Here is a 24,945-nt window from a genome sequence, read left to right on the forward strand (position 1 = left end):
AGAGTAACAACTCCACCGAACTCCCCGCGCACCCGAACTCCAACTCGAGTTGTACGAGTTGTTACTCTGACCCCGAACTCTCTGCTTTGAACATAAGTCTTGACGCGCCGTACTCCGATACTTTCCAGCATCGCAACGAGCTCCTTCATCGGCAGGGAATTGTTGCCGCCGACATTTATGCCCCTAAGAAGAGCAACCCAAGTACTCAATCAGCCTCCAGTTGATGTCACGCCGTTGGCAATGCCCACAACATCGGACTAATTGGATCGTAGAGAAAATTTGGTTCGTGCATTTCAATGGAGTCAGAAGGATAGGAGAAAGGTGAGCAGCTCACCCCGGACTGCTCTTGCATCTCTCTCCATGCATAGGACAAGAGCTGCGCTTCGCGAGTGTGTACAGCTGCCTACAGCCATTGGCGGTTAGGGTGATGCGAAGCCAATATCAATATACTGCCTCGCTCTGCTTTGCGTCAAGCTCCTTACCAAATTCAAAATCCGTCCATTTTGTGAACCAATATTCTTTATGCGCAACAATGCCTTCTTGCAGTGCATTTTTTCTAATTCCATACAATCGAAGTATTTTTTTCTTGAATGCTTCATCAAGGTAGGGACACGACATACAGTCAAGTGCAAGCAGAAGACATTCCGTATTTTTTGGTAAGGATTCTCGGTGCAATTTTATCTTCTTTAAGATTAACGCCTCCAAAGCACTTTTGACTCTTTCGTACCTTTTTTTGTTCTTGATGTAAAACAAAAGCACTGTAATCGAGAAGTAATTGAGATTGTTTTCAAAATAAACTGTCTTTTTTGATTTGTAATTCCCACCAAAATATTTTACTAACGAAGATTCATCTATCCAATAATCTTTTCCCAGCTCCGCCGTTACAGTTAAAAGATATAATGTTTCAACCTGGGTGTGATTACTAGTTTCATACTTAAGGATTATAAATGAAATGTTATCAGAGATTCGTTTGAATATTTGATGCATATCATCAGCTGAAATACTGGGCGTTCTTGAGAAGTCAATAACGATCTTCAAAACACGGCTTAACTTTATTGTGGTATTTGCTTTAGGTGCAACAGAGTATATAAAAAAGCAAAAATCAACGACAGAGTGAATTGATTTAAGTAGCCCATTATATAAGTTCTGCGTTTTTTGAATGCCTTCATAATCTTTAAATATCTTCTTAATCTTATTTTCAACAATTGCCAAAGTGTAATTTATTACACTTTTATATTCTGCACCGCTTTCTGACAATATCATTTTATATTGCGTGATTAGCGGCTTGGACTGTACATTTATCTTCCCACTGATAAATTTTTCTTCTTCATCGCTTACCTTCCTTAACTCCTCCGTTTCCATTTTTATTTTTTCTGAAAGCAACTGAGATATTTTGCTTTTAGCTATTGTTATTTCTGTGATGATTGGCTTGTGATAGATCAGCTCTTTTTCGGCGTTTAATCCGAGCTTAAATTCATTTAGGCAAGACGCCAACTCATCAACGATCTTCTTATATGTCACTTCGTCATTGTAAAAAATAAAATAATCATCGACATACCTGAAAGCTTCATAATCGAGGCCATGTGCAATGTTAAGCAAACTAAGCTTACTGCGAATGTTATAATCAACCCTTTGCAAGATGATTTCTGCAAAAATCCTAGATAGCTCAGGACCAATCAATATCCCATTTGTTTCGTTATAGTTTTGCCTTTGCATTAACTTATCAAAGTCACCTGGAAAGCTGGCGTTGAGGCTATTATTTCCACTCGTTGCTATTTTGTTTTTTACAATTCCCCTTCCAAAGGTCGCCCAAGCAATTGAGTGAGTGTAAATAGAGTCAAAACACTTAGAGATATCAAGTTGAGCCATGTTGTTGTACTTCTGCTCACAAGAATGGTAATCATTAGACTCAAAAAATTGGTGGATATTGCTTATTTTTCTATAACCAAAAAATGACTTTAGATTTTTGTACTTTTTATCGCCATCTTTATCTAGGGTATTAGCTAATATGATTGACCCACTTTTCCTTTCGTCGTTGAAATACCTAGTACTTGCAATTCTTGAGGGTGCGCGTAAGCTAAAATTTGAAATCTGAGAAAAATATATGATTAGCTCTTTGTACTTTTCATAAAAATCTATTGCTTGTATTTGATTTCTGGGATGCATTACAGATAGCATCCTAAACGAGTTCCCTTTGTGACTTATTCCGTAGTGGAATGGTATAGTTATAAATGTCTTGTCATTCTTGTATTCCTGAAAACCATCTTTTGTTTTTATTTTATTTTTTTCAGTTTCGTCAATTCCAAAAATCAAGCAAATGATAGCTTCTACCTCTGCGGTTGTTTCTTTCCACTTCATAAAGCGATCATCGCAGCTAACTTCATTTGCTATCAAAAAGTCATAGAAAAAACGATTGGAGAAGGTAATAGGGGTTTCATAGGGCAAAAGATCAGATAAAACCACTCGTTCTTTTTTGAGGTTAATCTTCTTAGTGCTGCTCATCGATTCCATGCCTTAACAATAGTTTCTAATTCCTTTAGCGAAAAACGGCAAAAGGTTCTATTCACAAAACCATCTAAGAATGAAAAACGCATAACCTTTTGCTTAACGATAGCATCTGGGATTGTGTTTGACTGGCCTCTTAAAAAGTCGTCTAGACCTCCTAGAAATTTGGTATCTGTTACCCACTTGTTAGTGTTATAGATTCCGATTATGGCATTTCCTTTGTTATTCGTAAGGCTTGTATTAGTGGTAAGAAACTTAAGCCTCATGAATAGTTCTTTTTTTGCTTTTCGAGGTTGCTTAACGGAGTGTTTAGCGTATTTTTCAAATGTAAGCTTTATTCTTTTTTTGTATTTTTCTTTCTTTTTGTCGCTTATGCTTAGATCAAAATTCTTTCCGTTTTTCTTAAACTTGTACCCCAGATAGTCGAATGAAAACCCAGTTTCTATACCGGTATACGTAAACCACTCGGACTTGTTATTTTTAAGTGAAAGTAAATCGCTTTTTATAAGAGAATTGATTTTTTCGAAATAGTCATCTACCGTTTCGGCGGATTTTGGAGCAATAACAACAATAATGTCATCAACATATCTAGAATAATACGTGAGGTTTTTGATAGCCCTGATTTTTTGATCGAAATCTTTAAGATAAAGCTCAGAAAGGTATGCACTAATCCCTATGCCACGAGGAATTCCCTTATCCTGTCCAGTGAGATTATCATAATCTCTCAAAAGCTTTCCAATTAATTTTCTGGTCGACAAGCTTAATATTGGGTTTTTGTTTAGTTTCTTAATTAACAAATTCCGATCAATGCTTTCATAAAAAGACTCTATATCGGTTTTAATGATAAACTTTGGGAACCTGTCACTTAGAATTGATCTTAGTTGCGGGACTATTAGATCCCTGTCCGCCTGCTTCACAACATATGTGTATTTTATGTTTTCTTGAATTTGTTTTTCGGCGAAAAACGAGTCTGCATCATCATTCGTAACGTAAACATCTTTATCGTTCTTTTTGTAAGGAAGCTTTTTAATGTTAAATGAAAACCTTTTTGTATTTATTCTTCTGGATATTTCGTCTACACATGATTCGATTGCTTCGTTTTTTATTGTTTTATAATGGCCCATCATCTCGTAAAGCTTTGCTAATCGGACTTCAAACGTATCTTTTTTGTAGAACCTGCGATTAATATATAGCTTTCGTATAAGTCTTCTCGTTCTTTTTATGTTTTCGTATTTGGCAAGAATTTCCGGAAAAAATATGCCGGCAACGTTCACGCCTTTCTTATTTTCATCATGATAGATTCTGGCTAGGTTTTTCGATGTAAAAGATTGATCAAACACTGACATTCCTTATCTATATTGGAAACAGGCCACAGTTCATAACGAATAAGGTTAGATGTAGTGGTCAAGTCGATTCAATAGTTGTACATTTCAATCGGGTCTGCCCCATTGGTCATAGCCATCTTTTTGCTTAGATTCATGTGCTTTGGCTAAGACGTGCAACAGTTTATTGCCGTCATATCCGACTGGCATGACGACAACATAGTTTCTGCTGTAATTCAACAATTCGCTTGTAAGTGAATTCAGAATTTTCCTTACCGTCTCAATTGACTTCTCCAATTCGTCATACGTTGGTCGGGGAAGCAATTCGGTGTTTAACGCGTGATTCAAGTCTTTGTGCGATATCGCCTTGTTTCTTAGAGTCGAGATGTTTTTCATGTGGGCATCAAGCTCCAAGAGTTTTGCCTCTACCTCTTTCGCTGTTTCATCGGGAAGATTCTCTTTGGCTCTCTTGAACAGATTTCTGATGCTGGCGTTTTCGTACCCCATGGACTTGTCGCGATCCGATAGGCGACAAAGCGTCATCATCACGTCGTCGATTATCAGTTTTTGGAAAAGCTGAAACACATTTGAGCCGCTCTTGTTCAGCAAATTAATATTTGCTTGACCGGAATCGAATAGCTGACAAAACAACGCCCAACGATACCGAAGCTGGATAAATTCGTTCTCTATTGCACTTAACAAGTGCCTGTGTTCGCTTTCCATGCTGGCAGCTCTTTAAAGAGGGCTAACGCTCAAAGCAGTCGAAACCAGGCTTGTACTGGTTTGTCGGATGCCTTTGCTGGATAGATTTTTTACCCCCACGACCATAAAACACCCACTGCTATAGAAAACACCAACATTGCACCCATAACTACTGCTATTTTTACTATCGATATTTTCCCAATATCAGATTCTGACATTGCTTTTATACACGAGGGATCGAAAGAACCAATGATTTTCATTGCACTTTTAAACTGAGAGTCATCTGTTATAAATACAGAAGGGACTTCGTGCACCGTTAACCCTATTCTTGATCCTGGTGTTCTTTTTGAGTAATCAACAACAAATGCATCAATTCCTTCGCTTTTAAGCCTATTCACAAGCTTTTCGGCTTTTTCGAGCTTAAACGTTGAGTACACTTTTGCCATTCTTTTACATCTACGCAGATTATGCGTCTCGCGCAAATTCTGAAAAATGTTTCTCGCGCATTATTTGTAAGAAGCGACTTATCGTTCTATGCATGATCTCGCCTGCCTGTGGTAGATCGGCTTGGGAGGGATGCTGGCGCGATGATGGCTCAGCATCCTGCCGGGAGGAAATCCCTCAATACTCAGCAGGTTACCAAAGTACCAGGCGAAGGTGAACTAATTTCTATCCTGACAAGGCATTACGCTAAGGCATTACGCTGGAGATGGGCGCTACCCTTTTCGGTCATTGGCCTGTTTTCCGTATTGGACCGGCGGCGCCACGCGTTCCTGCAGGCACCGGGGCTAGAGTGATCGTATTCCACTACTGGTGGGGTAACTCGGCCAGTTTCGGACTGCTGGCACCATTGCTGGCGAAACATGTGCGATCGATCGGTATAGGACTGCCGCCACAGCCAGGGGCCGATCACACTCCGTTTTCTGCCAATACACCAATAATTCCCAGTAAATCAGCAACTAACAGAACGAACACGACACCCGCATGCAGCCTTTGAGCTGGAAGCCTGCAGTGCCAATAAAATGGGCGTGCAGTTTTTAGTGGAGATGGCATACTATTGCCTGTCTGGGGACGTAGCTCAGCTGGGAGAGCGCGGCGTTCGCAATGCCGAGGTCGGGAGTTCGATCCTCCTCGTCTCCACCACTTCAACAAGATAGGCCCGCCCGGCAACCGCGCAGGATTGCCGGGCGGGCTTTTCCTTTTATAGTCCTTCAGCAACCGGCTGGCCCCCTCGCAGCCAAACCCATGGACGCCGGCGAATCCCTGATACTCAAAACCCGCTGGATCAAGCTGGCCGCGCGGCGTTTCCATGCGGGCACGAGGCCGCCCCGTATTGGATGAAGGACATTTTAAGGTCAGTAGTCACGCAGCAACCAATTTCTTGACGTGCAGCTCATGGCGATGCTTCTCCGCATGCCACAGCTCGTACTGAGATTGCTGGTTAAGCCAGCTCTCCGCGGATGTATCAAAAGCGATAGACAACCGGATGGCCATTTCCGGACTTATGCCCGCATTACCATTAAGAATGGCGCTCAGGGTCTTCCGGCTAACGCCAAGCGCCTTGGCCGCTGCGGTAACAGAAAGCCCGAGCGGCTCAAGACAAAGCTCTCGAATGACTTCACCTGGATGTGGGGGGTTGTGCATTAACATGGCGACACCTCAATGATAATCTTCGTAATTCACGACCTCAGCGTCTTCGCCATCAAAACGGAAAGTTACGCGCCAATTGCCACTGACCGTCACAGACCAGATACCAGAGCGATTGCCCGTGAGTTCATGCAATCGGAGCCCTGGCAAGTCCATATCCTTGGTGCTGCTGGCGGCGTTGAGCCTGCCGAGGATGAGACGAAGCCGCTTGGCATGGGCGACCTGTATCCCGGCGGTACTGCCGGATTTAAAGAAATTAACCAGCCCTTTATGCCTGAAGCTTCTAATCATAGCCAAATGTAACCAGGGTCGTATCAGGTGTCAACTCAGAGTTGCAGTAGGCAGGATGGGGATGGAGGGCGGCATCCTGCCATGCGCATATTCCGTAATTCACGACACGTTATCAAAGAACCTTGGTAAGGTGAACCAGTTTCTTCACAAGCAAGCGATCGCTTCGGTCCACCTTTCGGCGCTGTGCGTTTCGATGGTCAGCGCGGTTTTCCGATAAACTGTGGATGCATTGAATCGCCCTGCCCCGGGCCTGCGTCACGCCACCAGACGAGGAGCATTAATGAAAGAAACCGCTGACTTTGACTCCGCCGAATCCCTGACACTCGAGACCCGCTGGATCAGACTGGGCGCGCGGCGTTTCCATGCGGGCGCAGGGCCACGGGTGATCGCCCTGCACGGCTGGCTGGACAACGCGGCCAGTTTCGAGCCGTTGGCAGCGCGGCTGCCGGGGCTGGATATGGTGGCGCTGGATCTGCCGGGGCACGGGTTGTCGGATCACCGGCCATCGGGGCAGCATTACCATTTTGTCGATTTCGTGGCCGATGTGGTGGCCGCCGCCGATGCGCTCGGCTGGGAACGGTTCGCGCTGATCGGGCACTCCATGGGGGCCGGTATTGCGTCGCTGATCGCGGCCAGTTTTCCGCAGCGGGTGGAGCGGCTGGTGTTGATCGAGGGGCTGGGGCCCTGGGGCGATGATCCGAAGGATTGCGCCAGCCACCTGGCCGAGGCGACGCGGCAGATCCTGGCGCCGTCCGAGACACGGCAGCGGCGTTACCCGTCGCTGGAGCCGATGGTGGCCGCACGCATGAAGGCCGGGGATCTGGACGAGGCGTCGGCCCGGTTGCTGGTGGAGCGGAACAGCGAGCGCGACGAAGGTGGGCTGTTCTGGCGCACCGATCCGCGGTTGCGGTATCGCTCGCCGATCTATATCACCGAGGAGCAGGTGCAGGGGTTCCTGCCGCGTATCAGTGCCCCGACCCTGTTTATCCGCGATGCCGAGCGGGTGGTTCCGGCCCAGTACAATTGGGATGCGCGGGAGCGGATGATTGCCGGGCTTCGGGTGGTGAGGCTGACCGGGGGACACCATCTGCATATGCGAAATCCCGGGCCGGTGGCGGAGGCGATTGGGGCGTTTTTTGGGGAGTGAAGTTTTGAATCGGGGTCGGAGTCAAGCCATTTGGGCATATAGGCGAAATCCCGGACTCTGGATGGCTTGACTCCGACCCCTGGTTTTACATATGGGAAATCCCGGGCCGGTGGCGGAGGCGATTGGGGCGTTTTTTGGTGGGTGAGGTTTTTTGATCGGGTTCGGATTGGTGGGTTACGCGGCGCTTGGACCTTGTCGTAGCCTGGAAGTATGGTGCCTGTGCGCAGCTAAACCACCTTACCTGGCGACCACTCACCCCGGGTCGGTTCGCGGCCGAGCCGCTCCTACAGCACAACGTATTCATTACCCGGTTTTGTAGGAGCGCCTCGGGCGCGATGGGCTATTCACGGTAGGGGCGCCGCGATTACAGATCGCGTGCTACCGACGCGGCTCGGCGAGGTCGTTCACCACCCAGCGCCAGACGATGACCAGGCCGAGCAGGGAGACGGCTACCGACAGGTTGTACACCACGGTGGGGCCGGCGCTCTCCCAGAGGAAGCCGCTGCTCACCGTGCCCAGGGCGCCGCCGAAGCCGAAGCTGAGGCTGCTGTAGAGCGCCTGGCCGCGCCCCTGGTGGCGCCCGGTGAAGTAGTGGTGCACCAGGTGGATGGCGGATGCGTGGAAGGTGCCGAAGCTGGCGGCGTGCAGGGTCTGGGCGAGGAACAGCAGCACCAGCGAATCGGCGAAGTTGCCGATCAGGTACCAGCGCAGCGCCGCCAGCAGCAGGCTGATCATCAGCACATTGCGCGCCCCCAGGTGCTGCAGCAGCCGGTGCATGACCAGGAACACCAGCACCTCGGCGACCACCCCTACCGCCCAGAGCTGGCCGATCAGGGTCTTGCTGTAGCCCAGCTCCTCCATGTAGATGGAGTAGAAGCCGTAGTAGGCCCCATGCCCGGCCTGGAGCAGGAAGCAGGCTGCCAGGAAGGCGATCACCGCCGGTTTGCGCAGCACCGAGAGGATGCCCGGCTGTTCCTCCGGGTGCGGCACGCTGGCCGGATCGGCAATCAGCAGGCTGGCGCCCCACAGCAGGGCGTAGATGGAGAGCAGCACCGGCAGTACCGCCGCCGGGCCGTGCAGGTCCACCGCCACGCCGAGCACCATCACGGTGACGATGAAGCCGATAGAGCCCCAGACGCGGATCTGGGCGTAACGGGCGACCGCCTTGCCCAGGTAGCTGAGCACCACCGCCTCGAACTGCGGCAGCACGGCGTTCCAGAAGAAGCTGAACAGCAGCATGGCGAGGCCCAGTTCCCAGAACCCCTGCAGCCAGAACACGGCGACGAAGATCAGCGTGGTGAGCAGCGCGCCGAGGCGCACGATGGCCATGCGCTGCCCCAGGTGGTCGCCCAGCCAGCCCCAGACAAAGGGGGCGACGAACTTGGTGGCCATGGGGATGGCCATCAACTGACCGATGGCCACGGCGTTGAAGTCGAGGCTCTTCAGGTAGAGGCCCCAGTACGGAACCAGCACCCCCAGGGCGGCGAAGTAGAAGAAATAGAAGCTCGAAAGGCGCCAATACGGCATATGCGTCATTCTGTTGAATTATCAGACAAGCTTCCGGTCCGCATCCCATCACCCGCAAGCGCCAGTGCCATGGGCCACACGGGGTCGGAGTCAAGCCGCGCACCGATGGCGGGAAATCCTCCCTGATCCGGGCGGCTTGACTCCGACCCCATTTCACGAAGGGAGCTTCGGCACCCCTTTTTCATTACACAGGTTTCCGGACAGCCTTCGGCGCGGGCTTGGGAGCGCCCTCTCACTGACCCTAGACGGAGGCCGGGATATCCGGCGTGCCGCTCTGCACGTCCAGGTTCTGTGCCCGGTGGCGCAGCAGGTGGTCCATCAGCACCAGGGCCAGCATCGCCTCGACGATGGGGGTGGCGCGGATGCCGACGCAGGGGTCGTGGCGCCCCTCGGTCACCACCTCCACCGGCTCCCCGGCCAGGTTGACGCTGCGCCCCGGCAGCCGCAGGCTGGAGGTGGGCTTGAAGGCGACGCTGGCGAGGATCTCCTGGCCGCTGGAGATGCCGCCGAGGATACCGCCGGCGTGGTTGCTGAGGAAGCCCTCGGGGGTCATCTCGTCGCGGTGTTCGGTGCCCTTCTGCGCCACGCAGTCGAAGCCGGCCCCGATCTCCACCCCCTTGGCGGCGTTGATGCTCATCAGGGCGTGGGCGATATCGGCATCCAGCCGGTCGAAGATCGGCTCGCCCAGCCCCACCGGGATGCCGCTGGCCACCACGTTGATGCGCGCGCCCACCGAGTTGCCCTCCTTGCGCAGGGCGTCCATGTAGTTCTCCAGTTCGGCCACCTTGTCGGCGTCCGGGCAGAAGAAGACGTTGTTTTCCACCTGTTCCCAGTCCAGCTTGTCGATACGGATCGGCCCCAACTGGGCGAGATAGCCGCGGATGCTGACGCCATGCTGCTCGCGCAGGTACTTCTTGGCGATGGCCCCGGCGGCCACCCGCATGGCGGTCTCGCGGGCCGAGGAGCGGCCGCCGCCACGGTAGTCGCGCAGGCCGTATTTCTTGGTGTAGGTGTAGTCGGCGTGGCCCGGGCGGAAGCGGTCCATGATCTTGGAGTAGTCTTTGGAACGCTGGTCGGTGTTGTGGATGATCAGCGCTATTGGCGTGCCGGTGGTCTTGCCCTCGAACACCCCGGAGAGGATCTGCACCTGGTCCGCTTCGCGCCGCTGGGTGGTGTGGCGCGAGGTGCCGGGCTTGCGCCGGTCCAGGTCGCCCTGCAGGTCGGCCTCGCTCAGTGCCAGTCCCGGCGGGCAGCCGTCGACGATACAGCCGATGGCCGGGCCATGGCTCTCGCCGAACGAGGTGACGGTGAAGAGTTTTCCGTAGCTATTTCCAGACATAGTATTGCTGCTTGTTCAGGAGTCCAGGGTGACCGGGAGGGACGCCGCGCGTCTTCCCGGAACGGGGCCGAAACGGGTCTATTGCAGCCAGCTGTTGACCTGTTTCAGGTCTTCGCTGGTCAGGGTGCCAGTGGCCTGTTTCAGCAGCAGGCCGTTGAGGATGTAGTCGTAACGCACCTGGGCGTAGTTGCTGCGGGCGCTGAACAGGTCACGTTGCGCATTGAGCACATCCACCATGGTCCGGGTACCCACCTCGAAGCCGGCCATGGTCGCCTCCAGGGCGCTCTGGGCGGAGATGGTACTGGCCTTGAGCGCCTCGACCCGGCTGATACTGGACTGCACACCGCGGTAGGCGTCGCGCACCGTACGGTTGACCGAACGGCGCTGCTGGTCCAGGTTCTGCTGCGCCGCCTCGTAGTCGAAACGGGCCTGGCGGGTACGCGAACTGACTGCGCCGCCAGTGTAGAACGGCAGGTTCAGCTGCAGCCCGATGGTGGTGGTGTGGGCATCGGTGCTGGAGTCGCTGCTGCTCACGTTGAGCGCGTGGGAACCGACCAGGTCCAGGGTCGGGGAGTCGCCCGAGTCCTGCAGGTCGATGTTCAGGCGGGCGATATCGACCCCGTAGACCGCGGCCTGCAGGGAGAGATTCTGGGTCTGGGCGGTCTCCGCCCACTGCTCCGGATTGGCCGGCTGCGGCAGACTGAGGGGCAGCTCGGGCGCCAATGGAGCCAACTCGCCCACCGCCTGCTTGATGATCTCCTGCTGCGCCTCGCGGGCGTTGTCCAGGGCGTTCTCCGCCTGGATCAGGTCGGCCCGCGACTGGTCGAAGGCGGCCTGCGCCTCGTGCACGTCGGTGATGGCGATCAGGCCCACCTCAAAACGCTGCTTGGCCTGGTCCAGCTGACGGGCGATGGCGGCGTTCTCCGCGCGGGCGAACTCCAGGGTGTCCTCGGCCGAGAGCACGTTGAAATATGCCTGGGCGACGCGAATGATCAGGCTCTGCTCCTCCGCCGCGAAGGTCACCTCGGCCTGGGCGATCTGCCTGTCCGCCTGGTCCAGCTGGATGCCGTTCTCCTCGCGGTAGACCGACTGGGAGAGGTTCAGCGCCAGGCTGGCGGAGCTAAAGTGGTCCACGCTGTCTCTGGAGGTGGAGCTGCTCCCCGAGCTGAAGTTACTCCCCGAGGAGCCGTTCAGGTCGGAGCGGATCAGGTTGGCGCCGCTGGAGAAATTGAGACTCGGCAGCAGCCGGGCCTTGGCCTGGGGCCTCGCCTCCAGGGTGGAATCCCGGGTCGCTCGGGCCGCCTGCAGTTGCGGGTCATTCTGCAGCGCCAGTTGGTAAACCTCCATCAGGTCTTCGGCCTGGGCGGCGGAGGCGCCCAGCAATGGTCCCAGTAACAGTGGCAACAATCTTTTTTTCATGGCTTATCCTGCTGCAAAATCGTGAATCGAGAAATTATATCATCAACTCAAGTTACGGAGCTTGTATCGGCAAGCCGAAATGTCTGAATTCGTAGGGTGGATAAGCTTGCGCATGCACCACCGACAGGTTAATGGGGGATGCGCTTATGCATATGCCATCCTCAGGTCCGTAAACGGTACATCCCTGTACCACTCCTCACCCTACAAGTGCTGTGAAACCAGAAACATGGGCCATCGAACATTATTGGGCATGCTCGTTATTGCTCCATCGGCGGCACCAGCAGTTGCGGATCGATCTGGTACGAATGGAAATTCATGCGCCAGTCCAGGTGCGGACCGGTCACCCGTCCGGTGGCGCCCACCCGGGCGATGGGATCGCCCTGGCGGATGCGCTCCCCTTCCTTGACCAGGATCTCGCTCAGGTGCAGAAACGCGGAGGAGAGCTTCTGGCCGTGATCCAGGATCAGGGTGCCGCCGGAGAAAAACATGTCGGGATGCGCCAGGGTGACCAAGCCGTCGGCCGGCGCCCGCACCAGGGCGCCCACCGGGGCGGCCACATCCACGCCGAAATGGGGCCGGCGCGGCTGGCCGTTGAGTATCCGCTGACTGCCGTAGACGCCGGAGATACGCCCCTTCACCGGCCACTGCCAGCCGCTCAGGTAGTCGGTGCGGGGATCATCCAGTTTGCGCGCCGCCTTGACCAGGGCCGACTCCTTGCGGATCCGCTCCAGATCCATCTTCTCCGGGATCACCTTGCGCTTGGGCAGGTTGTCGATGCGCTGGATATCGTATTCGCGCCGGGCGATCTTCAGGGTCTGCTCCTCGCTATGGCCATCGGGATAGGTGAGCCGCAGCCGGCTCTGCGGCGCCTGATCCCGGTCGAAGCCCAGCACGAAGTAACCCTGCGCGGATACCCGCACCTCGATGTCGTCCAGACGGACCTTCACCCCGGGTTCGGTTTGCCCCACCAGCAGGCCGCCCTGCACGTAATTGCCCTCCAGGGTGTGAGTGGCGCTCGCCATGGAGGCGAAGAGCAACAGGACGAGCAGCGGCAGGCTATAGAGTGTAGCTGGGATAAGTTTCATTTTTCTGTCTGGTTTTCAGTCATGCCGGGTTGAAACAATGGACAGAGACTGGACTCTGAACAATATGGGGATAAAGTGATCTGGAGCACAGGGCGTAATCCTGCTCCATATTCTCTTCAGGGCATCAGTTAATCATGAAATAATGCCAAAACAAAAGCGCACATGGAATTTTCTGACCGCCCTTGGCAGGGGTCGTTCCCGATACACGTAATTAAATGACAGACAACCGGCAGACAGAGATCAATATACGCACCCGGCACTACAGCTGGTCCGAAGTGGTCAGCATGGTATTGGAACACCGCAGCGAGCTGGTCAAGGCCAATATCATCGCCATTCTGGGAACCTTCATCTCGGTGCCCATTCCACTGCTGATTCCGCTGCTGGTGGACGAGGTGCTGCTGGACAAACCGGGCCCCAGCGTGCCGTTGATGAACTCGCTGTTCCCCGAATCCTGGCACTCGCCGCTGCTCTATATCGGCGTGATCCTGCTGCTGACCATGCTGATGCGCCTTGCCTCGCTGATACTGGGCGTGTGGCAGATGCGCCAGTTCACCATCATCTCCAAGGATGTCACCTTCCGCATCCGCCGCAGCCTGCTGAAGCGGTTGGAGCGGGTCTCCATGGCGGAATACGAGACCCTGGGCAGCGGCACCGTCGCCTCCCACCTGGTGACCGATATCGACGCCGTGGACAGCTTCCTCGGGGTCGCCACCAGCAAGTTCCTGGTGGCCGTGCTGAGTATCGTCGGTACCGCCGTGGTGCTGCTGTGGATGCACTGGCAACTGGCCATCGTGATCCTGCTGATCAACCCGATCGTGATCTGGATCACCACCATTTTCGGCCACAAGGTCAAGACGCTGAAACGGCGCGAGAACAGCGCCTACCAGTCGTTCCAGGAGAGCCTCGCCGAGACCCTGAACGGGATTCAGCAAATCCGCGCCAGCAACCGCGAGACCCACTATATCCAGCGCATCATCGGCAAGGCCGACCGGATACGCCAGCACTCCGCCGCCTTCACCTGGAAAAGCGATGCCGCCCAGCGGCTCTCCTTCACCACCGTGCTGTTCGGCTTCGACTTCTTCCGCGCCCTGAGCATGGTGATGGTACTGTTCTCCGGGCTCAGTATCGGCCAGATGCTGGCGGTCTACGCCTACCTCTGGTTCATGATGGCGCCGCTGCAGGAGATCCTGGCCATCCAGTACTCCTACAACGCCGCCAATGCGGCCCTGGAGCGGATCAACCAGCTGATCCGCATGGACCTGGAGCCCCGCTTTCCCCAAACCCGGGATCCGTTCCGCGGCAAGACCACCACCGACCTGCGGCTGGAGCAGATCTGTTTCCGCTATGGCGACGGTCCGCTGGTGCTGGACAACCTCTCGCTCACCATCCAGGCCGGCGAGAAGGTGGCGCTGGTGGGGGCCAGCGGCGGCGGCAAGACCACCCTGGTGCAGATCATCCTCGGGCTCTACCCGCCGGAATCCGGCGCCATCTATTTCAACGGCGTTCCGGTGACCGAGATCGGCATGTCCCGGGTGCGCGAGCATGTCGCCACGGTGCTGCAGCAGCCGGCCCTGTTCAACGATAGCGTGCGCATCAACCTCACCCTGGGCAAACCCTGCAGCGACGAGAAGCTGTGGCAGGCGCTGAAGATCGCCCAGCTGGACGAGACCATCCATGAGTTGAAGGACGGCCTGGACACCCTGGTGGGACGCGACGGCATCCGCCTATCCGGCGGCCAGCGGCAGCGCCTGGCGATCGCCCGCATGGTGCTCACCGATCCCAAACTGGTGATCCTGGACGAGGCCACCTCGGCCCTCGACACCACCACCGAGCAGCATCTGCACGAGGCGCTGCGGGAGTTCCTCAAGGGCCGCACCACCCTGATCATCGCCCACCGCCTGAGCGCGGTAAAACAGGCTGACCGGGCGCTGGTGGTGGAAAACGGCAGGATTATCGAGCAGGGCAGCCACGAGGAGCTGATGAGCAACCAAGGACTCTACGCCTCGCTTTACGGCCGCCAGGAGGTTTGAAAAGGGAGCGGAGTCAAGCCGCGCACCCATGGCGCAGCAATTCCAAGTTTGGCTTTCAATAGCCGTTTAGTTATCCCTGCCCGGTTAGCAAGGAACCACGGATTCACACAGATAAACACAGATTCAGGATTATGATCTCCTATCAGTGTGAATCTGTGTCCATCCGTGGTTCTCCAGGGTCCCGCCAGTTTGTAGCCTGGATGAAGCCTGTCCCACAAAAGCCCGACAGACACGCAACCCCAAACGGGCGTAATCCGGGGCATTGCCCGGCGTCTGCCGCAAACCCCGGATTACACCGCCGCGGGCACAGGTGATCATTCCGGTTTCGGCGGCAGCGGCTTCATCCAGGCTACGACGCTACGTAGGATGCGGTGAGTGAAACGAACCGCATCAATCGCGGCAGATGCGCTTCGCTACGCTCAGCAGCATCCTACAATCCGAAGCCGACCCTGAGTTATGGGAAACTCCAGCAAAACATCCCAAAAATGAAAAAGGGGGCCGAAGCCCCCTTGGATACTGCCTTTATCAGCGTTGGTCGCCGGGGATTACTCGCCCTCTTCCACCGCTTTCATGCTGAGACGGACGCGGCCCTGCTTGTCCACCTCCAGCACTTTCACCTTGACCACATCACCTTCGGAGAGCTTGTCGCTCACCCGCTCGACCCGCTCTTCACAGATCTGCGAGATGTGCACCAGACCATCACGTCCCGGCAGGATGGTGACGAAGGCACCGAAGTCCATCAGGCGTACGACCTTGCCTTCATAGATGGCACCCACTTCCACGTCGGCGGTGATCAGCTCGATACGCTTCTTGGCATCCTCACCGGCGGCCTTGTCGACGGAGAAGATCTTTACCATGCCGTCGTCGCTGACATCGATGGTGGCACCGGTCTCTTCGGTGATGGAACGGATCGTGGTGCCGCCCTTGCCGATCACGTCACGGATCTTGTCCGGATCGATCTTGATGGTGATGATGCGCGGGGCGTGCTCGGACATCTCTTCGCGATGGGTCTCGATCGCCTTGTTCATCTCCGCCAGGATGGTCATGCGGCCATCTTTGGCCTGACCCAGGGCGATCTCCATGATCTGCCTGGTGATGCCGTCGATCTTGATATCCATCTGCAGGGCATTGATACCGTTAGAGGTACCGGCCACCTTGAAGTCCATGTCGCCCAGGTGATCCTCGTCACCGAGGATATCGGTCAGCACGGCGAAGGCATCTTCCTCCTTGATCAGGCCCATGGCCACACCGGCCACCGGTGCCTTGATCGGCACGCCGGCATCCATCAGCGCCAGGCTGGTGCCGCAGACCGAGGCCATGGAGCTGGAGCCGTTGGACTCGGTGATCTCGGAGACCACACGGATCGAATAGGGGAACTCCTCCAGGGTCGGCATGCAGGAGAGCACGCCGCGCTTGGCCAGCCGGCCATGACCGATCTCGCGACGCTTGGGGGTACCCACACGCCCGGTCTCGCCGACACAGAAGGGGGGGAAGTTGTAATGCAGCATGAAGGGTTCGCGGTAGGTGCCGTTCAGTGCATCGACGATCTGGGAATCGCGCTCGGTCCCCAGCGTGGTCACCACCAGGGCCTGGGTCTCACCGCGGGTGAACAGGGCCGAGCCGTGGGTCCGCGGCAGTACACCGGTGCGTATGCTGATCGGGCGAACGGTCTTGGTGTCGCGACCGTCGATACGCGGCTCGCCGGAGAGGATCCGGCTGCGCACCACCTTTTTCTTCAGCTTGCCGATGGCATCCTTGACCTCGCCTTCGCTCCACTTGGCGTCATCGCCGGTGCAGAGTGTGGCAACGGTAGCGGCCGCTACCGCATCCAGACCGTTATAACGCTCCATCTTGTCGGCCACCGAATAGGCCTGTTTGATGGCCTCACCGGCTGCCGCCGCAACCGCTTCATTCAGTTCCACATTGTTTGCCGGGACGCTGTACTCGATGATCGGCTTGCCGACTTCCGCCGCCAGTTCCTTGATGGTGTTGATGGCGACCTGCATCTGTTCGTGACCGAACAGCACCGCGCCCAGCATCACCTCCTCGGAGAGCTCGCGCGCCTCGGACTCGACCATCAGCACCGCATGCTCGGTACCCGCCACGACCAGGTCCAGGTCGCTCTCGTCATTGAGTCCGGTGTGGGCGGTGTTGAGCAGGTACTGGCCGTCCTTGTAGCCGACGCGGGCGGCGGCAATCGGTCCCTGGAACGGCAGGCCGGAGATGGAAAGGGCCGCGGAGACGCCGATCAGCGCCGGAATTTCCGGGTCCACCTTCGGGTTCAGGGACATCACGGTACAGATGATCTGCACCTCGTTGGTGAAGCCCTTGGGGAACAGCGGACGGACCGGACGGTCGATCAGGCGACAGGTAAGCGTCTCCTTCTCGCTGGGACGACCCTCGCGGCGGAAGAATCCGCCGGGGATCTTGCCCGCGGCGTAGGTCTTCTCCTGGTAGTCCACGGTCATCGGGAAGAAATCACGCCCTTCCATCGCATACTTGGAGCCGACCACGGTGCACTGCACCACAGTACCGTCCATGTCGATCATGATCGCGCCGTCCGCCTGACGGGCGATTTCCCCGGTCTCCAGGCTTACGGTGTGTTGGCCATACTGAAATACTTTCTTGATAGGGGTCACAATAGTGTCCTCAAATTTGGTTCAGGTTCAGGTTCAGGTTAACGACGCAGGCCGAGACGCGAAATCAGTGAGCGATAACGTTCAACATCCTTGGACTTCAGGTAGTCCAGCAGCTTGCGGCGAGAGTTCACCATGCGCACCAGTCCACGCCGGGAGTGATGATCGTGTTTGTGGGCAGCGAAATGCTCGGTGAGCTGGTTGATGCGACCGGTCAACAGGGCTACCTGCACCTCAGGGGAACCGGTGTCGTTCGTACCCTGCGCATATTCTTCAACAATCGCCTTCTTCTGTTCTGCATTAAATGCCATTTTCATTTCCTCACTGTAGTTAATGTAGAAATCCGCGCCCGACAAGTGGGATCAGGCGACGGACTGTAAACCCGCTGTCGCGGGCGGTTGATGATCACCGCGCAGCCTGGCAAGCCACAGGGGATCCGTAAACGGGGGATTATGAGGGCTTTTAAGGTGGCAATCAAATGCCGGCGCTTTATTCCGCCATTAGCAGACTAAATCATCCGCTTCGGCGCCACCCGCCCATCGTCCAATGCCGTAGCCTGGATGAAGCCGCCACCGTCGAAACCGGAATCATCACGTGTGCCCGCGGCGGCGTAATCCGGGATTTGGGTCAGACCCCGGGCAATGCCCCGGATTCCGCCCGCCTTAGGTTGTACGCCTGTCGGGCCCTCTGTGCGCGGACTGCATCCGGGCTACGAGCTAGATCATCCTTTTCGGCGCCACCCGTCCATCATCCAGTATTTCACCTACACCTATAAAGTTCTCCTTGTCGTCATAGATGCGTACCCGCCCCTCGGTGGGCGCCTTGGGCACGATCACCGGTTGTCCCTGGCAGAGATAGAAGGTGCTGTCGCTGTTCAGGTGCACCTCGGGCCAACCCACCAGGGCGGTATCCGCCGGCAGCAGCAGGGCATCCAGGGCCTCCCGACCGTCCTCCTGCCCGGCCAGCGCCTGCAGGGTTGCCAGGTCGACCATGTTTTCCCCGGAGAAGGGACCGACCTGGGTACGCCGCAGGCCTACCACATGGGCGCCGCAGCCCAGTGCTTCACCGATATCCTCCGCCAGGGTGCGGATATAGGTCCCCTTGCTGCAGTGGACCTCCAGTTCCAGCTCCGGCAGTTCGCAGCTGAGCAGGCGGATGCCATGGATGGTCACCCGCCGGGGTTCCCGCACCACCTCGACGCCTTCACGCGCCAGCTTGTAGAGCCGCTCGCCCTGATGTTTCAGGGCCGAGTACATGGGCGGAATCTGCTCAATTTCGCCGAGAAATTGTTCCAGTGCGGCTGCAACCCGTTCAGCGGTCACCGACTCGACAGCGCGCCGCTCCAGCAGCTCCCCTTCGGAATCCGCGGTGGTGGTGGTTTCGCCCAGTTTGACCCGCACCCAATAGCGTTTATCGGCATCCAGCAGGAACGCCGATACCTTGGTGGCACCGCCAAAGCAGATCGGCAACAGCCCGGTCGCCAGCGGATCGAGGCTGCCGGTGTGTCCCGCCTTGTTGGCATAATAGAGCTGCTTGACCTTCTGCAACGCCTTGTTGGAGCTATCCCCCAGCGGCTTGTCAAACAGCAGAATACCCTGAACGTTGCGTCCCCGTTGACGTCTGCGTCCCATCAGTCGTCACGCTCTTCCTGATCCGGATGATCCGATTTCACCGCCTGCTCGATCAGCGAGCTGAGACGGCTGCCGCGCTCGATCGACTCATCGTGCACAAAATGCAGTTCCGGCACGGTGCGCATGCGCATGCGCTGTCCCAGCTCATGGCGCAAGTGGGGCGCCGCCTGTTTCAGCGCCTTGGTGACCGCCTGCTGGTCCAGCTCGCCACCGAGAAAGGTGAAGTAGATCTTGGCATGGGAAAAATCCCGCACCACCTGCACCGCCTGGATGGTGATCATGCCCATCTTGCGGCTGTCGAAACCGGTGCGCACCAGCTCGGCCAGCTCACGCTGGATCTGCGCGCCCACCCGATCGGTTCTATTGAATTCGCGTGCCATCAGTTGGTCCGTTTAGAGATGACGGGCAATTTCAGTGCGCTCAAAGACTTCGATGTGATCACCCGGCTTGACGTCGTTGTAGTTCTTCACGCCGATACCGCACTCGGTACCCGCCTTCACCTCACTGACGTCATCCTTGAGCCTTCTCAGCGACTCCAGCACACCTTCGTAGATCACCACGTTCTCACGCAACACCCGGATCGGACTGTTACGCTTGACCGCGCCTTCGATCACCAGACAGCCGGCAATGGCGCCGAGCTTGGAGGAACGGAATACATCACGCACCTCGGCCAGACCGATAATCTCCTCACGTACCTCGGGTGAGAGCAGACCGGACAGCGCCTTCTTCACGTCATCGATCACTTCATAAATGATGCTGTAGTAACGGATATCCAGCCCACGATCTTCCGCCATGCGCCGCGCGGCCGCATCGGCACGCACGTTGAAACCGATCACGAAGGCGTCCGAGGTGGCCGCCAGGTTGATATCGGTCTCGTTGATGCCGCCCACCGCGGAGGCCACCACTTTCACCTTCACCTCATCGGTCGACAGCTTCAGCAGCGACTCGCGCAGCGCCTCGACACTGCCCTGCACATCGGCCTTGATAATCAGGTTGATGACACCGACATCGCCTTCGGTCATCTTGGTGAAGAACTCGTCCAGCGTGGCCGCCTTCTGCGCCGCCAGGCGGTTATCACGATTGGTCTCCTGACGCACCGCCGCCAGTTCGCGCGCCTTGCGCTCATCGGCTACCGCGATCACTTCGTCACCGGCATTGGGCACACCGGAGAGCCCGAGCACCTCGACCGGAATCGAAGGGCCGGCCGATTCGATCGGCTGGCGATTCTCATCCAACAGGGCGCGGACACGACCAAACTCCTGGCCGCACACCAGCATATCGCCCTTCTTGAGATTGCCTGACTGGACCAGAACCGTGGCCACCGGGCCGCGCCCCTTGTCCAGGCTGGACTCGACCACGATACCGCGTGCCGCTCCGTCTGCAACTGCGGTCAGCTCAAGCACTTCCGCCTGCAGCAGGATCGCATCCAGCAGACTGTCGATACCGTCACCGGTCTTGGCGGAGACCTCGATGAACTGGGTGTCGCCACCCCAGTCCTCGGGAATCACCGCATGCTGGGTCAGCTCCTGCTTGACCCGGTCCGGATTGGCCTCCGGCTTGTCCATCTTATTGATGGCGATGATCATCGGCACACCGGCCGCCTTGGAGTGCTGAATCGCCTCCACGGTCTGCGGCTTGGCACCGTCGTCGGCCGCCACTACCAGCACCACGATATCCGTCACCTTGGCGCCACGGGCGCGCATGGCGGAAAACGCCGCGTGTCCGGGGGTATCCAGAAACGAGATCATGCCGCGATTGGTTTCCACATGGTAGGCACCGATGTGCTGGGTGATGCCACCCGCCTCACCGGCCGCCACGCGGCTGCTGCGGATGTAATCCAGCAGCGAGGTCTTGCCATGATCGACGTGACCCATGATGGTCACAACCGGCGCGCGGTGCACCAGTTCGCCCTGGACCTCGTCCAGCGAGCTCATCACCTGGGCCTCGATACTGTCGTCCTTCTTGGTTACCGGCACATGGCCCAGCTCTTCCACCACCAGGGTGGCGGTATCGTGATCGAGCGGCTGGTTGATGGTGACCATCATGCCCATTTTCATCAGTTCCCTGATCACCGCGGCCGCCTTGATGGACATCTGGGATGCCAGCTCGGCGGCGGTAATGCTCTCCGGCACCACCACTTCGCGCACCACCGGCGCCGTCGGTCTGACGAAACCGTGCTGGGAATCGGCCTGGGCTGCACCCGCCTTGCCCCGTCCGGCCTTGCCTTTGCGGCGCCCCCGCTTCTCGGCGGAGACATGGAGCTTTTTACGGCTGTCGCCTTCGTCATCACTACGCGCACGCACAGCATGCGTGCGGGTCTCTTTTTTATGCGCCGCGCGCTTGGCGGGACGCTCTTCGGCGTCGAGCGGCGGGGTGACCTCAGGCACGATGGGCACGACAACTTTCTCTTCCGCCTCGGGCTTGTGCTTGCCGCCTTCCAGGGGTTCGTGCTCGGTGCGCTCCTGCGCTTCCAGCAGGCGTGCCACCTCCCGCTCCGCCTGCCGCTGTTGCTCTTCCTCTTCCCGCAGACGCGCCTCTTCCGCCAGGCGTTTGTTCTCTTCTTCCTTGGACTTCTCCAGCTCGGCCCGTCTCAGCGCCTCTTCGGCGTCGCGTCGGCCCTGATCTTCAGCGGCGATCTGCTGCCGTTTCGTTGCCTGTTCGTCCAGCGCCTTTTGTGCCGCCTCGGCATCCTGCAGGATCTTCTCGTCTTCGCTGGCCGAGCCGCGTTTGACGTAGGTGCGCTTGCGCCGGACCTCCACGCTTACGGTCTTGCCCACGACTCTGGCAGCTCCTCTGCCGCCGGGTCCGCGACCGCCGGCCGCCGGCTGCTGCAGCTCGCTGACCGTCTTGCGCTTCAGGGTGATTTTCCGCGGGCCGCTGGCCGTGGAGTCATCATCCTTCTTGCCATGGCTCTCCCGCAGATGTCCCAACAGTTGCGCCTTTTCGTCGACACTGATCAAGTCATCCACGCCGTTTTTCGTTACTCCAGCATCTTTAAGCTGGGTAAGCAGGCGCTCTTCTGCAATACCGACATCTTTTGCGAGCTGCCTTACCGTTACATCACTCATAGGATAGTACCTCCGGCAACCTTAGCTCTGCTGCTCATCCGCGAACCAGGGGGCGCGCGCGGCCATAATCAACTGCGCCGCCCTATCCTCGTTCATACCATCAATAACCATTAATTCATCAACCGACTGTTCAGCCAGATCTTCCATGGTAATTATCCCCCGGCTCGCCAGTTCATAGGCCAGGTTCGAATCCATCCCGTCCATGCCCAGCAGGTCTTCCGCCGGCCCCTCACCCATCGCCTCTTCTTTGGCAATGGCCTGGGTCAGCAGAATCTCCTTGGCGCGGTCACGCAGGGCGTCGACGATCTCATTGTCGAACTCTTCAATCTCCAGCATTTCACTGATCGGCACATAGGCCACCTCGTCCAGGGTGGTGAAGCCTTCCTGTACCAGGATCATGGCCACTTCTTCATCCACATCCAGCTGCTTCATGAAGTTTTCCACAAACTCGCGCACCTCGGCCTCGCTCTGGGCCTCGGCGTCCGCCTCGTTCATGACATTCAGCTCCCAGCCCGTCAGTTCACTGGCGAGTCGCACGTTCTGGCCGCCGCGCCCGATGGCCTGGGAGAGGTTGTCTTCGCTGACCGCCACGGTCATGCTGCCGGAATCCTCATCCACCACAATGGAGGCGACATCGGCCGGGGACATGGCGTTGATCACGAACTGGGCGGGATTATCGTTCCAGAGGATGATATCCACGCGCTCGCCATTGAGCTCGTTGGAGATGGCCTGCACGCGCGAGCCGCGCATGCCGACACAGGCACCGACCGGATCGATCCGCGGGTCATTGGTCTTGACCGCGATCTTGGCCCGCAGACCCGGATCGCGTGCCGCGCCCTTGATCTCGATCAGCCCTTCGCCGACCTCCGGCACCTCCAGCTTGAACAGCTCGATCAGCAGTTCCGGACGGCTACGGCTGACGAACAGCTGCGGACCACGCTGTTCCGCGCGCACATCGTAGAGGTAACCCCTGACCCGGTCACCGGTGCGTACCGGCTCACGGGGGATCATCTGATCACGCATCACAATCGCCTCGGCGTTGCCACCGAGATCCAGTGTCACATTGCCGCGATCCACCCGTTTGACGATACCGGTGACCAGATCGCCGATGCGCTCCTGATACGCCTCGACCACCTTGGCCCGTTCCGCCTCACGCACTTTCTGCACAATCACCTGTTTGGCGGTTTGCGCGGCGATTCGGCCAAAGGCGATGGATTCCATCGGCTCTTCTATATAATCGCCCACCTGAATCTCGGGATCGGTCTTGCGCGCCTCCTCGAGCAGGATCTCCCGCTCGGGATTCAGCTCTTCGCCCTCTTCCACCGCCTCGATTACTTCCCAGCGACGGAAGCTGGAGTAGTCTCCAGTGACACGATCCACCGCTACACGTACGCCAATATCGCCGCCGTGCTTTTTGCGGGTGGCGGAAGCGAGTGCGAACTCGATCGCCTCGAAAATGATCTCTTTCTCAATATCCTTTTCGTTGGACACGACATCAACGACAAGCAGAATCTCTTTATTCATCTGTCTCAACCCAATCAAAATTCAGGCACTAATCGCGCTCTATCAATCAAATCCAGCGGCAGGGCGGTCTCTTCACCGTCCACTTCCACCAGGACATTGCCATCCTGCACACCCTTCAGGACACCTTCAAAGCGTCGTCTGTCGTGCAGCTTCGTGCGTAACCGGACATTGATTCTCTGTCCGGCAAAACGCGCGTAATCCTTTTCAAAAAACAGTGGCCTGTCCAGACCCGGCGAGGAAACCTCAAGGCTGTAGTTCTCCTTGATCGGATCCTCAACATCCAGTACGCCGCTCACCTGATGGCTTACCGCCGCGCAATCATCCACACCGATCCCGTTTTCATGATCAATATAGATGCGCAGCAGCGAACCGCCCCTTCCCTGACTCAGGTACTCCACGCCCACCAGCTCATAGCCAAGAGGCTCTACCGCCCCCCGGACAATCTCGATCAAACTTTCCGATGCGCCAGCCATACTCGTAGACAAAAACCAGAAACAAAAAAAGGGCCATTGGCCCAAGAACTATGGGTAACCGGCCTTTTGGCCGGCAACACCAATAAAAAAACCCCAAAACGGGGTCCTTCTTAACGCAATGAATTTACTGACTTTTCATTGCTAACCGCCATAGCGGCTACCGAATCCCGCTGATTATACCTGCGAGATTTCCGTGATGCAATCAATCAACCGCAACCGGGTGCGATTCAAGCCGATGCGCCATCGCGTAGGAGCCTGATTTTCGTAGGGTGGGTTAGGCGCGCCCCGCGCAGGGGGTGGCCGTTCGCATTGCACCGTGCGCGCGCCGTAACCCACCGTTTGGCGGTCGGGAAGTACATGTAGGGTGGATAAGCATCAGCGCATCCACCATGAATCGGATGGTGGTGGATGCGCAAGCTTATCCACCCTACAAAATCAGGCCATGCGTCTAAACCGGGCAAACGGGCAATGGGACATTTATTGGAGTCAATTCAGAAAGGCGACTTGAATGACACATCTGTTTGAATTGCACCCACAGCACCGGGTGCAAAAAAGGGTCGCACTGGGCGACCCTTTTTTTGTTTGGTAGCGGGGGCAGG

At 56.6% G+C, this 24,945-nt stretch carries 20 protein-coding genes and 1 tRNA gene; 3 read left to right on the forward strand and 18 right to left on the reverse strand.

Annotated elements, in window-relative coordinates; all coding sequences use genetic code 11:
• From NPX02_RS18950 to NPX02_RS18970, 5 genes are all read right to left on the reverse strand, one after another.
• A partial coding sequence (locus NPX02_RS18950) for a DUF1697 domain-containing protein (RefSeq protein ID WP_260295514.1) occupies positions 1–209 on the reverse strand: 209 nt, incomplete at its 3' end.
• A gap of 232 nt (positions 210–441) precedes the next feature.
• The gene (drt3b, locus tag NPX02_RS18955; protein ID WP_260295515.1) at positions 442–2,502 is read right to left on the reverse strand and encodes an antiviral reverse transcriptase Drt3b; all 2,061 of its coding nucleotides are present in this window, start codon (positions 2,500–2,502) and stop codon (positions 442–444) included.
• Positions 2,499–3,845 (reverse strand): antiviral reverse transcriptase Drt3a, encoded by a 1,347-nt coding sequence (gene drt3a, locus NPX02_RS18960; RefSeq protein WP_260295516.1) that lies wholly within the window; start codon positions 3,843–3,845, stop codon positions 2,499–2,501. The genes drt3b and drt3a overlap by 4 nt, the downstream gene beginning before the upstream one ends.
• 90 nt (positions 3,846–3,935) lie before the next feature.
• Complete coding sequence (locus NPX02_RS18965) at positions 3,936–4,550, reverse strand: AbiU2 domain-containing protein (RefSeq protein ID WP_260295517.1); 615 nt, start codon at positions 4,548–4,550, stop codon at positions 3,936–3,938.
• An 89-nt stretch (positions 4,551–4,639) separates the two neighbouring features.
• Entirely contained in the window at positions 4,640–4,975 is a 336-nt protein-coding gene (locus NPX02_RS18970) for a putative signal transducing protein (protein ID WP_260295518.1), read from the reverse strand.
• Positions 4,976–5,596: 621 nt separating this feature from the next.
• Here NPX02_RS18970 and NPX02_RS18975 point away from each other — a divergent pair.
• Positions 5,597–5,672, forward strand: a tRNA-Ala gene (locus NPX02_RS18975).
• A 219-nt stretch (positions 5,673–5,891) separates the two neighbouring features.
• Here NPX02_RS18975 and NPX02_RS18980 read toward each other — a convergent pair.
• Positions 5,892–6,179: a HigA family addiction module antitoxin gene (locus NPX02_RS18980; protein ID WP_260295519.1), complete on the reverse strand. Its 288-nt coding sequence runs from the start codon at positions 6,177–6,179 to the stop codon at positions 5,892–5,894.
• Positions 6,180–6,188: 9 nt separating this feature from the next.
• Positions 6,189–6,467, reverse strand: coding sequence for a type II toxin-antitoxin system RelE/ParE family toxin (locus tag NPX02_RS18985; RefSeq protein WP_260295521.1), 279 nt, complete (start codon positions 6,465–6,467; stop codon positions 6,189–6,191).
• A 280-nt stretch (positions 6,468–6,747) separates the two neighbouring features.
• Here NPX02_RS18985 and NPX02_RS18990 point away from each other — a divergent pair, with 280 nt between their 5' ends.
• Positions 6,748–7,614 carry an alpha/beta fold hydrolase gene (locus NPX02_RS18990; RefSeq protein ID WP_260295522.1) on the forward strand — a complete coding sequence of 289 codons (867 nt, stop codon included), beginning with the start codon at positions 6,748–6,750 and terminating at the stop codon, positions 7,612–7,614.
• A 378-nt stretch (positions 7,615–7,992) separates the two neighbouring features.
• Here NPX02_RS18990 and NPX02_RS18995 read toward each other — a convergent pair whose 3' ends face one another.
• The 4 genes from NPX02_RS18995 to NPX02_RS19010 form a co-directional block, all read right to left on the reverse strand.
• On the reverse strand, positions 7,993–9,141 hold the full coding sequence (locus tag NPX02_RS18995) for an MFS transporter (protein ID WP_260295523.1): 1,149 nt from the start codon (positions 9,139–9,141) through the stop codon (positions 7,993–7,995).
• A gap of 241 nt (positions 9,142–9,382) precedes the next feature.
• Positions 9,383–10,480 (reverse strand): chorismate synthase, encoded by a 1,098-nt coding sequence (gene aroC, locus NPX02_RS19000; protein ID WP_260295525.1) that lies wholly within the window; start codon positions 10,478–10,480, stop codon positions 9,383–9,385.
• A 78-nt stretch (positions 10,481–10,558) separates the two neighbouring features.
• A complete protein-coding gene (locus NPX02_RS19005) occupies positions 10,559–11,899 on the reverse strand; it encodes a TolC family outer membrane protein (protein WP_260295528.1) in 1,341 nt (446 codons plus the stop codon).
• Positions 11,900–12,156: 257 nt separating this feature from the next.
• On the reverse strand, positions 12,157–12,984 hold the full coding sequence (locus NPX02_RS19010) for a M23 family metallopeptidase (RefSeq protein ID WP_260295530.1): 828 nt from the start codon (positions 12,982–12,984) through the stop codon (positions 12,157–12,159).
• A gap of 215 nt (positions 12,985–13,199) precedes the next feature.
• Here NPX02_RS19010 and NPX02_RS19015 point away from each other — a divergent pair, with 215 nt between their 5' ends.
• Positions 13,200–15,014, forward strand: a complete 1,815-nt coding sequence (locus NPX02_RS19015; protein WP_260295532.1) for an ABC transporter ATP-binding protein — start codon at positions 13,200–13,202, stop codon at positions 15,012–15,014.
• Between the two features lie 545 nt (positions 15,015–15,559).
• On the opposite strand, the gene pnp is transcribed toward NPX02_RS19015, so the two are convergent.
• The 7 genes from pnp to rimP all read right to left on the reverse strand — a co-directional run bounded on the left by pnp (position 15,560) and on the right by rimP (position 24,346).
• Positions 15,560–17,656, reverse strand: coding sequence for a polyribonucleotide nucleotidyltransferase (pnp, locus tag NPX02_RS19020; protein ID WP_418067351.1), 2,097 nt, complete (start codon positions 17,654–17,656; stop codon positions 15,560–15,562).
• Positions 17,657–17,691: 35 nt separating this feature from the next.
• Positions 17,692–17,961: a 30S ribosomal protein S15 gene (gene rpsO, locus NPX02_RS19025; RefSeq protein ID WP_260295535.1), complete on the reverse strand. Its 270-nt coding sequence runs from the start codon at positions 17,959–17,961 to the stop codon at positions 17,692–17,694.
• Between the two features lie 405 nt (positions 17,962–18,366).
• The gene (truB, locus tag NPX02_RS19030) at positions 18,367–19,281 is read right to left on the reverse strand and encodes a tRNA pseudouridine(55) synthase TruB (protein ID WP_260295537.1); all 915 of its coding nucleotides are present in this window, start codon (positions 19,279–19,281) and stop codon (positions 18,367–18,369) included.
• Positions 19,281–19,661, reverse strand: coding sequence for a 30S ribosome-binding factor RbfA (rbfA, locus tag NPX02_RS19035; RefSeq protein ID WP_260295539.1), 381 nt, complete (start codon positions 19,659–19,661; stop codon positions 19,281–19,283). Before rbfA ends, truB begins: the two co-directional genes overlap by 1 nt.
• A gap of 12 nt (positions 19,662–19,673) precedes the next feature.
• Positions 19,674–22,349, reverse strand: coding sequence for a translation initiation factor IF-2 (gene infB / locus NPX02_RS19040; protein WP_260295541.1), 2,676 nt, complete (start codon positions 22,347–22,349; stop codon positions 19,674–19,676).
• A gap of 21 nt (positions 22,350–22,370) precedes the next feature.
• On the reverse strand, positions 22,371–23,873 hold the full coding sequence (gene nusA, locus NPX02_RS19045; RefSeq protein ID WP_260295543.1) for a transcription termination factor NusA: 1,503 nt from the start codon (positions 23,871–23,873) through the stop codon (positions 22,371–22,373).
• 14 nt (positions 23,874–23,887) lie between these two features.
• The gene (gene rimP, locus NPX02_RS19050; protein WP_260295545.1) at positions 23,888–24,346 is read right to left on the reverse strand and encodes a ribosome maturation factor RimP; all 459 of its coding nucleotides are present in this window, start codon (positions 24,344–24,346) and stop codon (positions 23,888–23,890) included.
• Between the last annotated feature and the right edge of the window lie 599 nt (positions 24,347–24,945).

Origin of the sequence: Sedimenticola hydrogenitrophicus, assembly GCF_025175675.1 — a bacterium.
Classification (GTDB): domain Bacteria; phylum Pseudomonadota; class Gammaproteobacteria; order Chromatiales; family Chromatiaceae; genus Sedimenticola; species Sedimenticola hydrogenitrophicus.

Coding starts and splice junctions, on each gene's coding strand:
- NPX02_RS18965 (WP_260295517.1), bottom strand. CDS start 4,550: ATGGAAAGCGAACACAGGCACTTGTTAAGTGCAATAGAGAACGAATTT.
- drt3b (WP_260295515.1), bottom strand. CDS start 2,502: ATGAGCAGCACTAAGAAGATTAACCTCAAAAAAGAACGAGTGGTTTTA.
- infB (WP_260295541.1), bottom strand. CDS start 22,349: ATGAGTGATGTAACGGTAAGGCAGCTCGCAAAAGATGTCGGTATTGCA.
- NPX02_RS19015 (WP_260295532.1), top strand. CDS start 13,200: ATGACAGACAACCGGCAGACAGAGATCAATATACGCACCCGGCACTAC.
- NPX02_RS19010 (WP_260295530.1), bottom strand. CDS start 12,984: ATGAAACTTATCCCAGCTACACTCTATAGCCTGCCGCTGCTCGTCCTG.
- truB (WP_260295537.1), bottom strand. CDS start 19,281: ATGGGACGCAGACGTCAACGGGGACGCAACGTTCAGGGTATTCTGCTG.
- nusA (WP_260295543.1), bottom strand. CDS start 23,873: ATGAATAAAGAGATTCTGCTTGTCGTTGATGTCGTGTCCAACGAAAAG.
- NPX02_RS18985 (WP_260295521.1), bottom strand. CDS start 6,467: ATGATTAGAAGCTTCAGGCATAAAGGGCTGGTTAATTTCTTTAAATCC.
- aroC (WP_260295525.1), bottom strand. CDS start 10,480: ATGTCTGGAAATAGCTACGGAAAACTCTTCACCGTCACCTCGTTCGGC.
- NPX02_RS19005 (WP_260295528.1), bottom strand. CDS start 11,899: ATGAAAAAAAGATTGTTGCCACTGTTACTGGGACCATTGCTGGGCGCC.
- NPX02_RS18970 (WP_260295518.1), bottom strand. CDS start 4,975: ATGGCAAAAGTGTACTCAACGTTTAAGCTCGAAAAAGCCGAAAAGCTT.
- rimP (WP_260295545.1), bottom strand. CDS start 24,346: ATGGCTGGCGCATCGGAAAGTTTGATCGAGATTGTCCGGGGGGCGGTA.
- rpsO (WP_260295535.1), bottom strand. CDS start 17,961: ATGGCATTTAATGCAGAACAGAAGAAGGCGATTGTTGAAGAATATGCG.
- rbfA (WP_260295539.1), bottom strand. CDS start 19,661: ATGGCACGCGAATTCAATAGAACCGATCGGGTGGGCGCGCAGATCCAG.
- NPX02_RS18980 (WP_260295519.1), bottom strand. CDS start 6,179: ATGTTAATGCACAACCCCCCACATCCAGGTGAAGTCATTCGAGAGCTT.
- NPX02_RS18995 (WP_260295523.1), bottom strand. CDS start 9,141: ATGCCGTATTGGCGCCTTTCGAGCTTCTATTTCTTCTACTTCGCCGCC.
- NPX02_RS18990 (WP_260295522.1), top strand. CDS start 6,748: ATGAAAGAAACCGCTGACTTTGACTCCGCCGAATCCCTGACACTCGAG.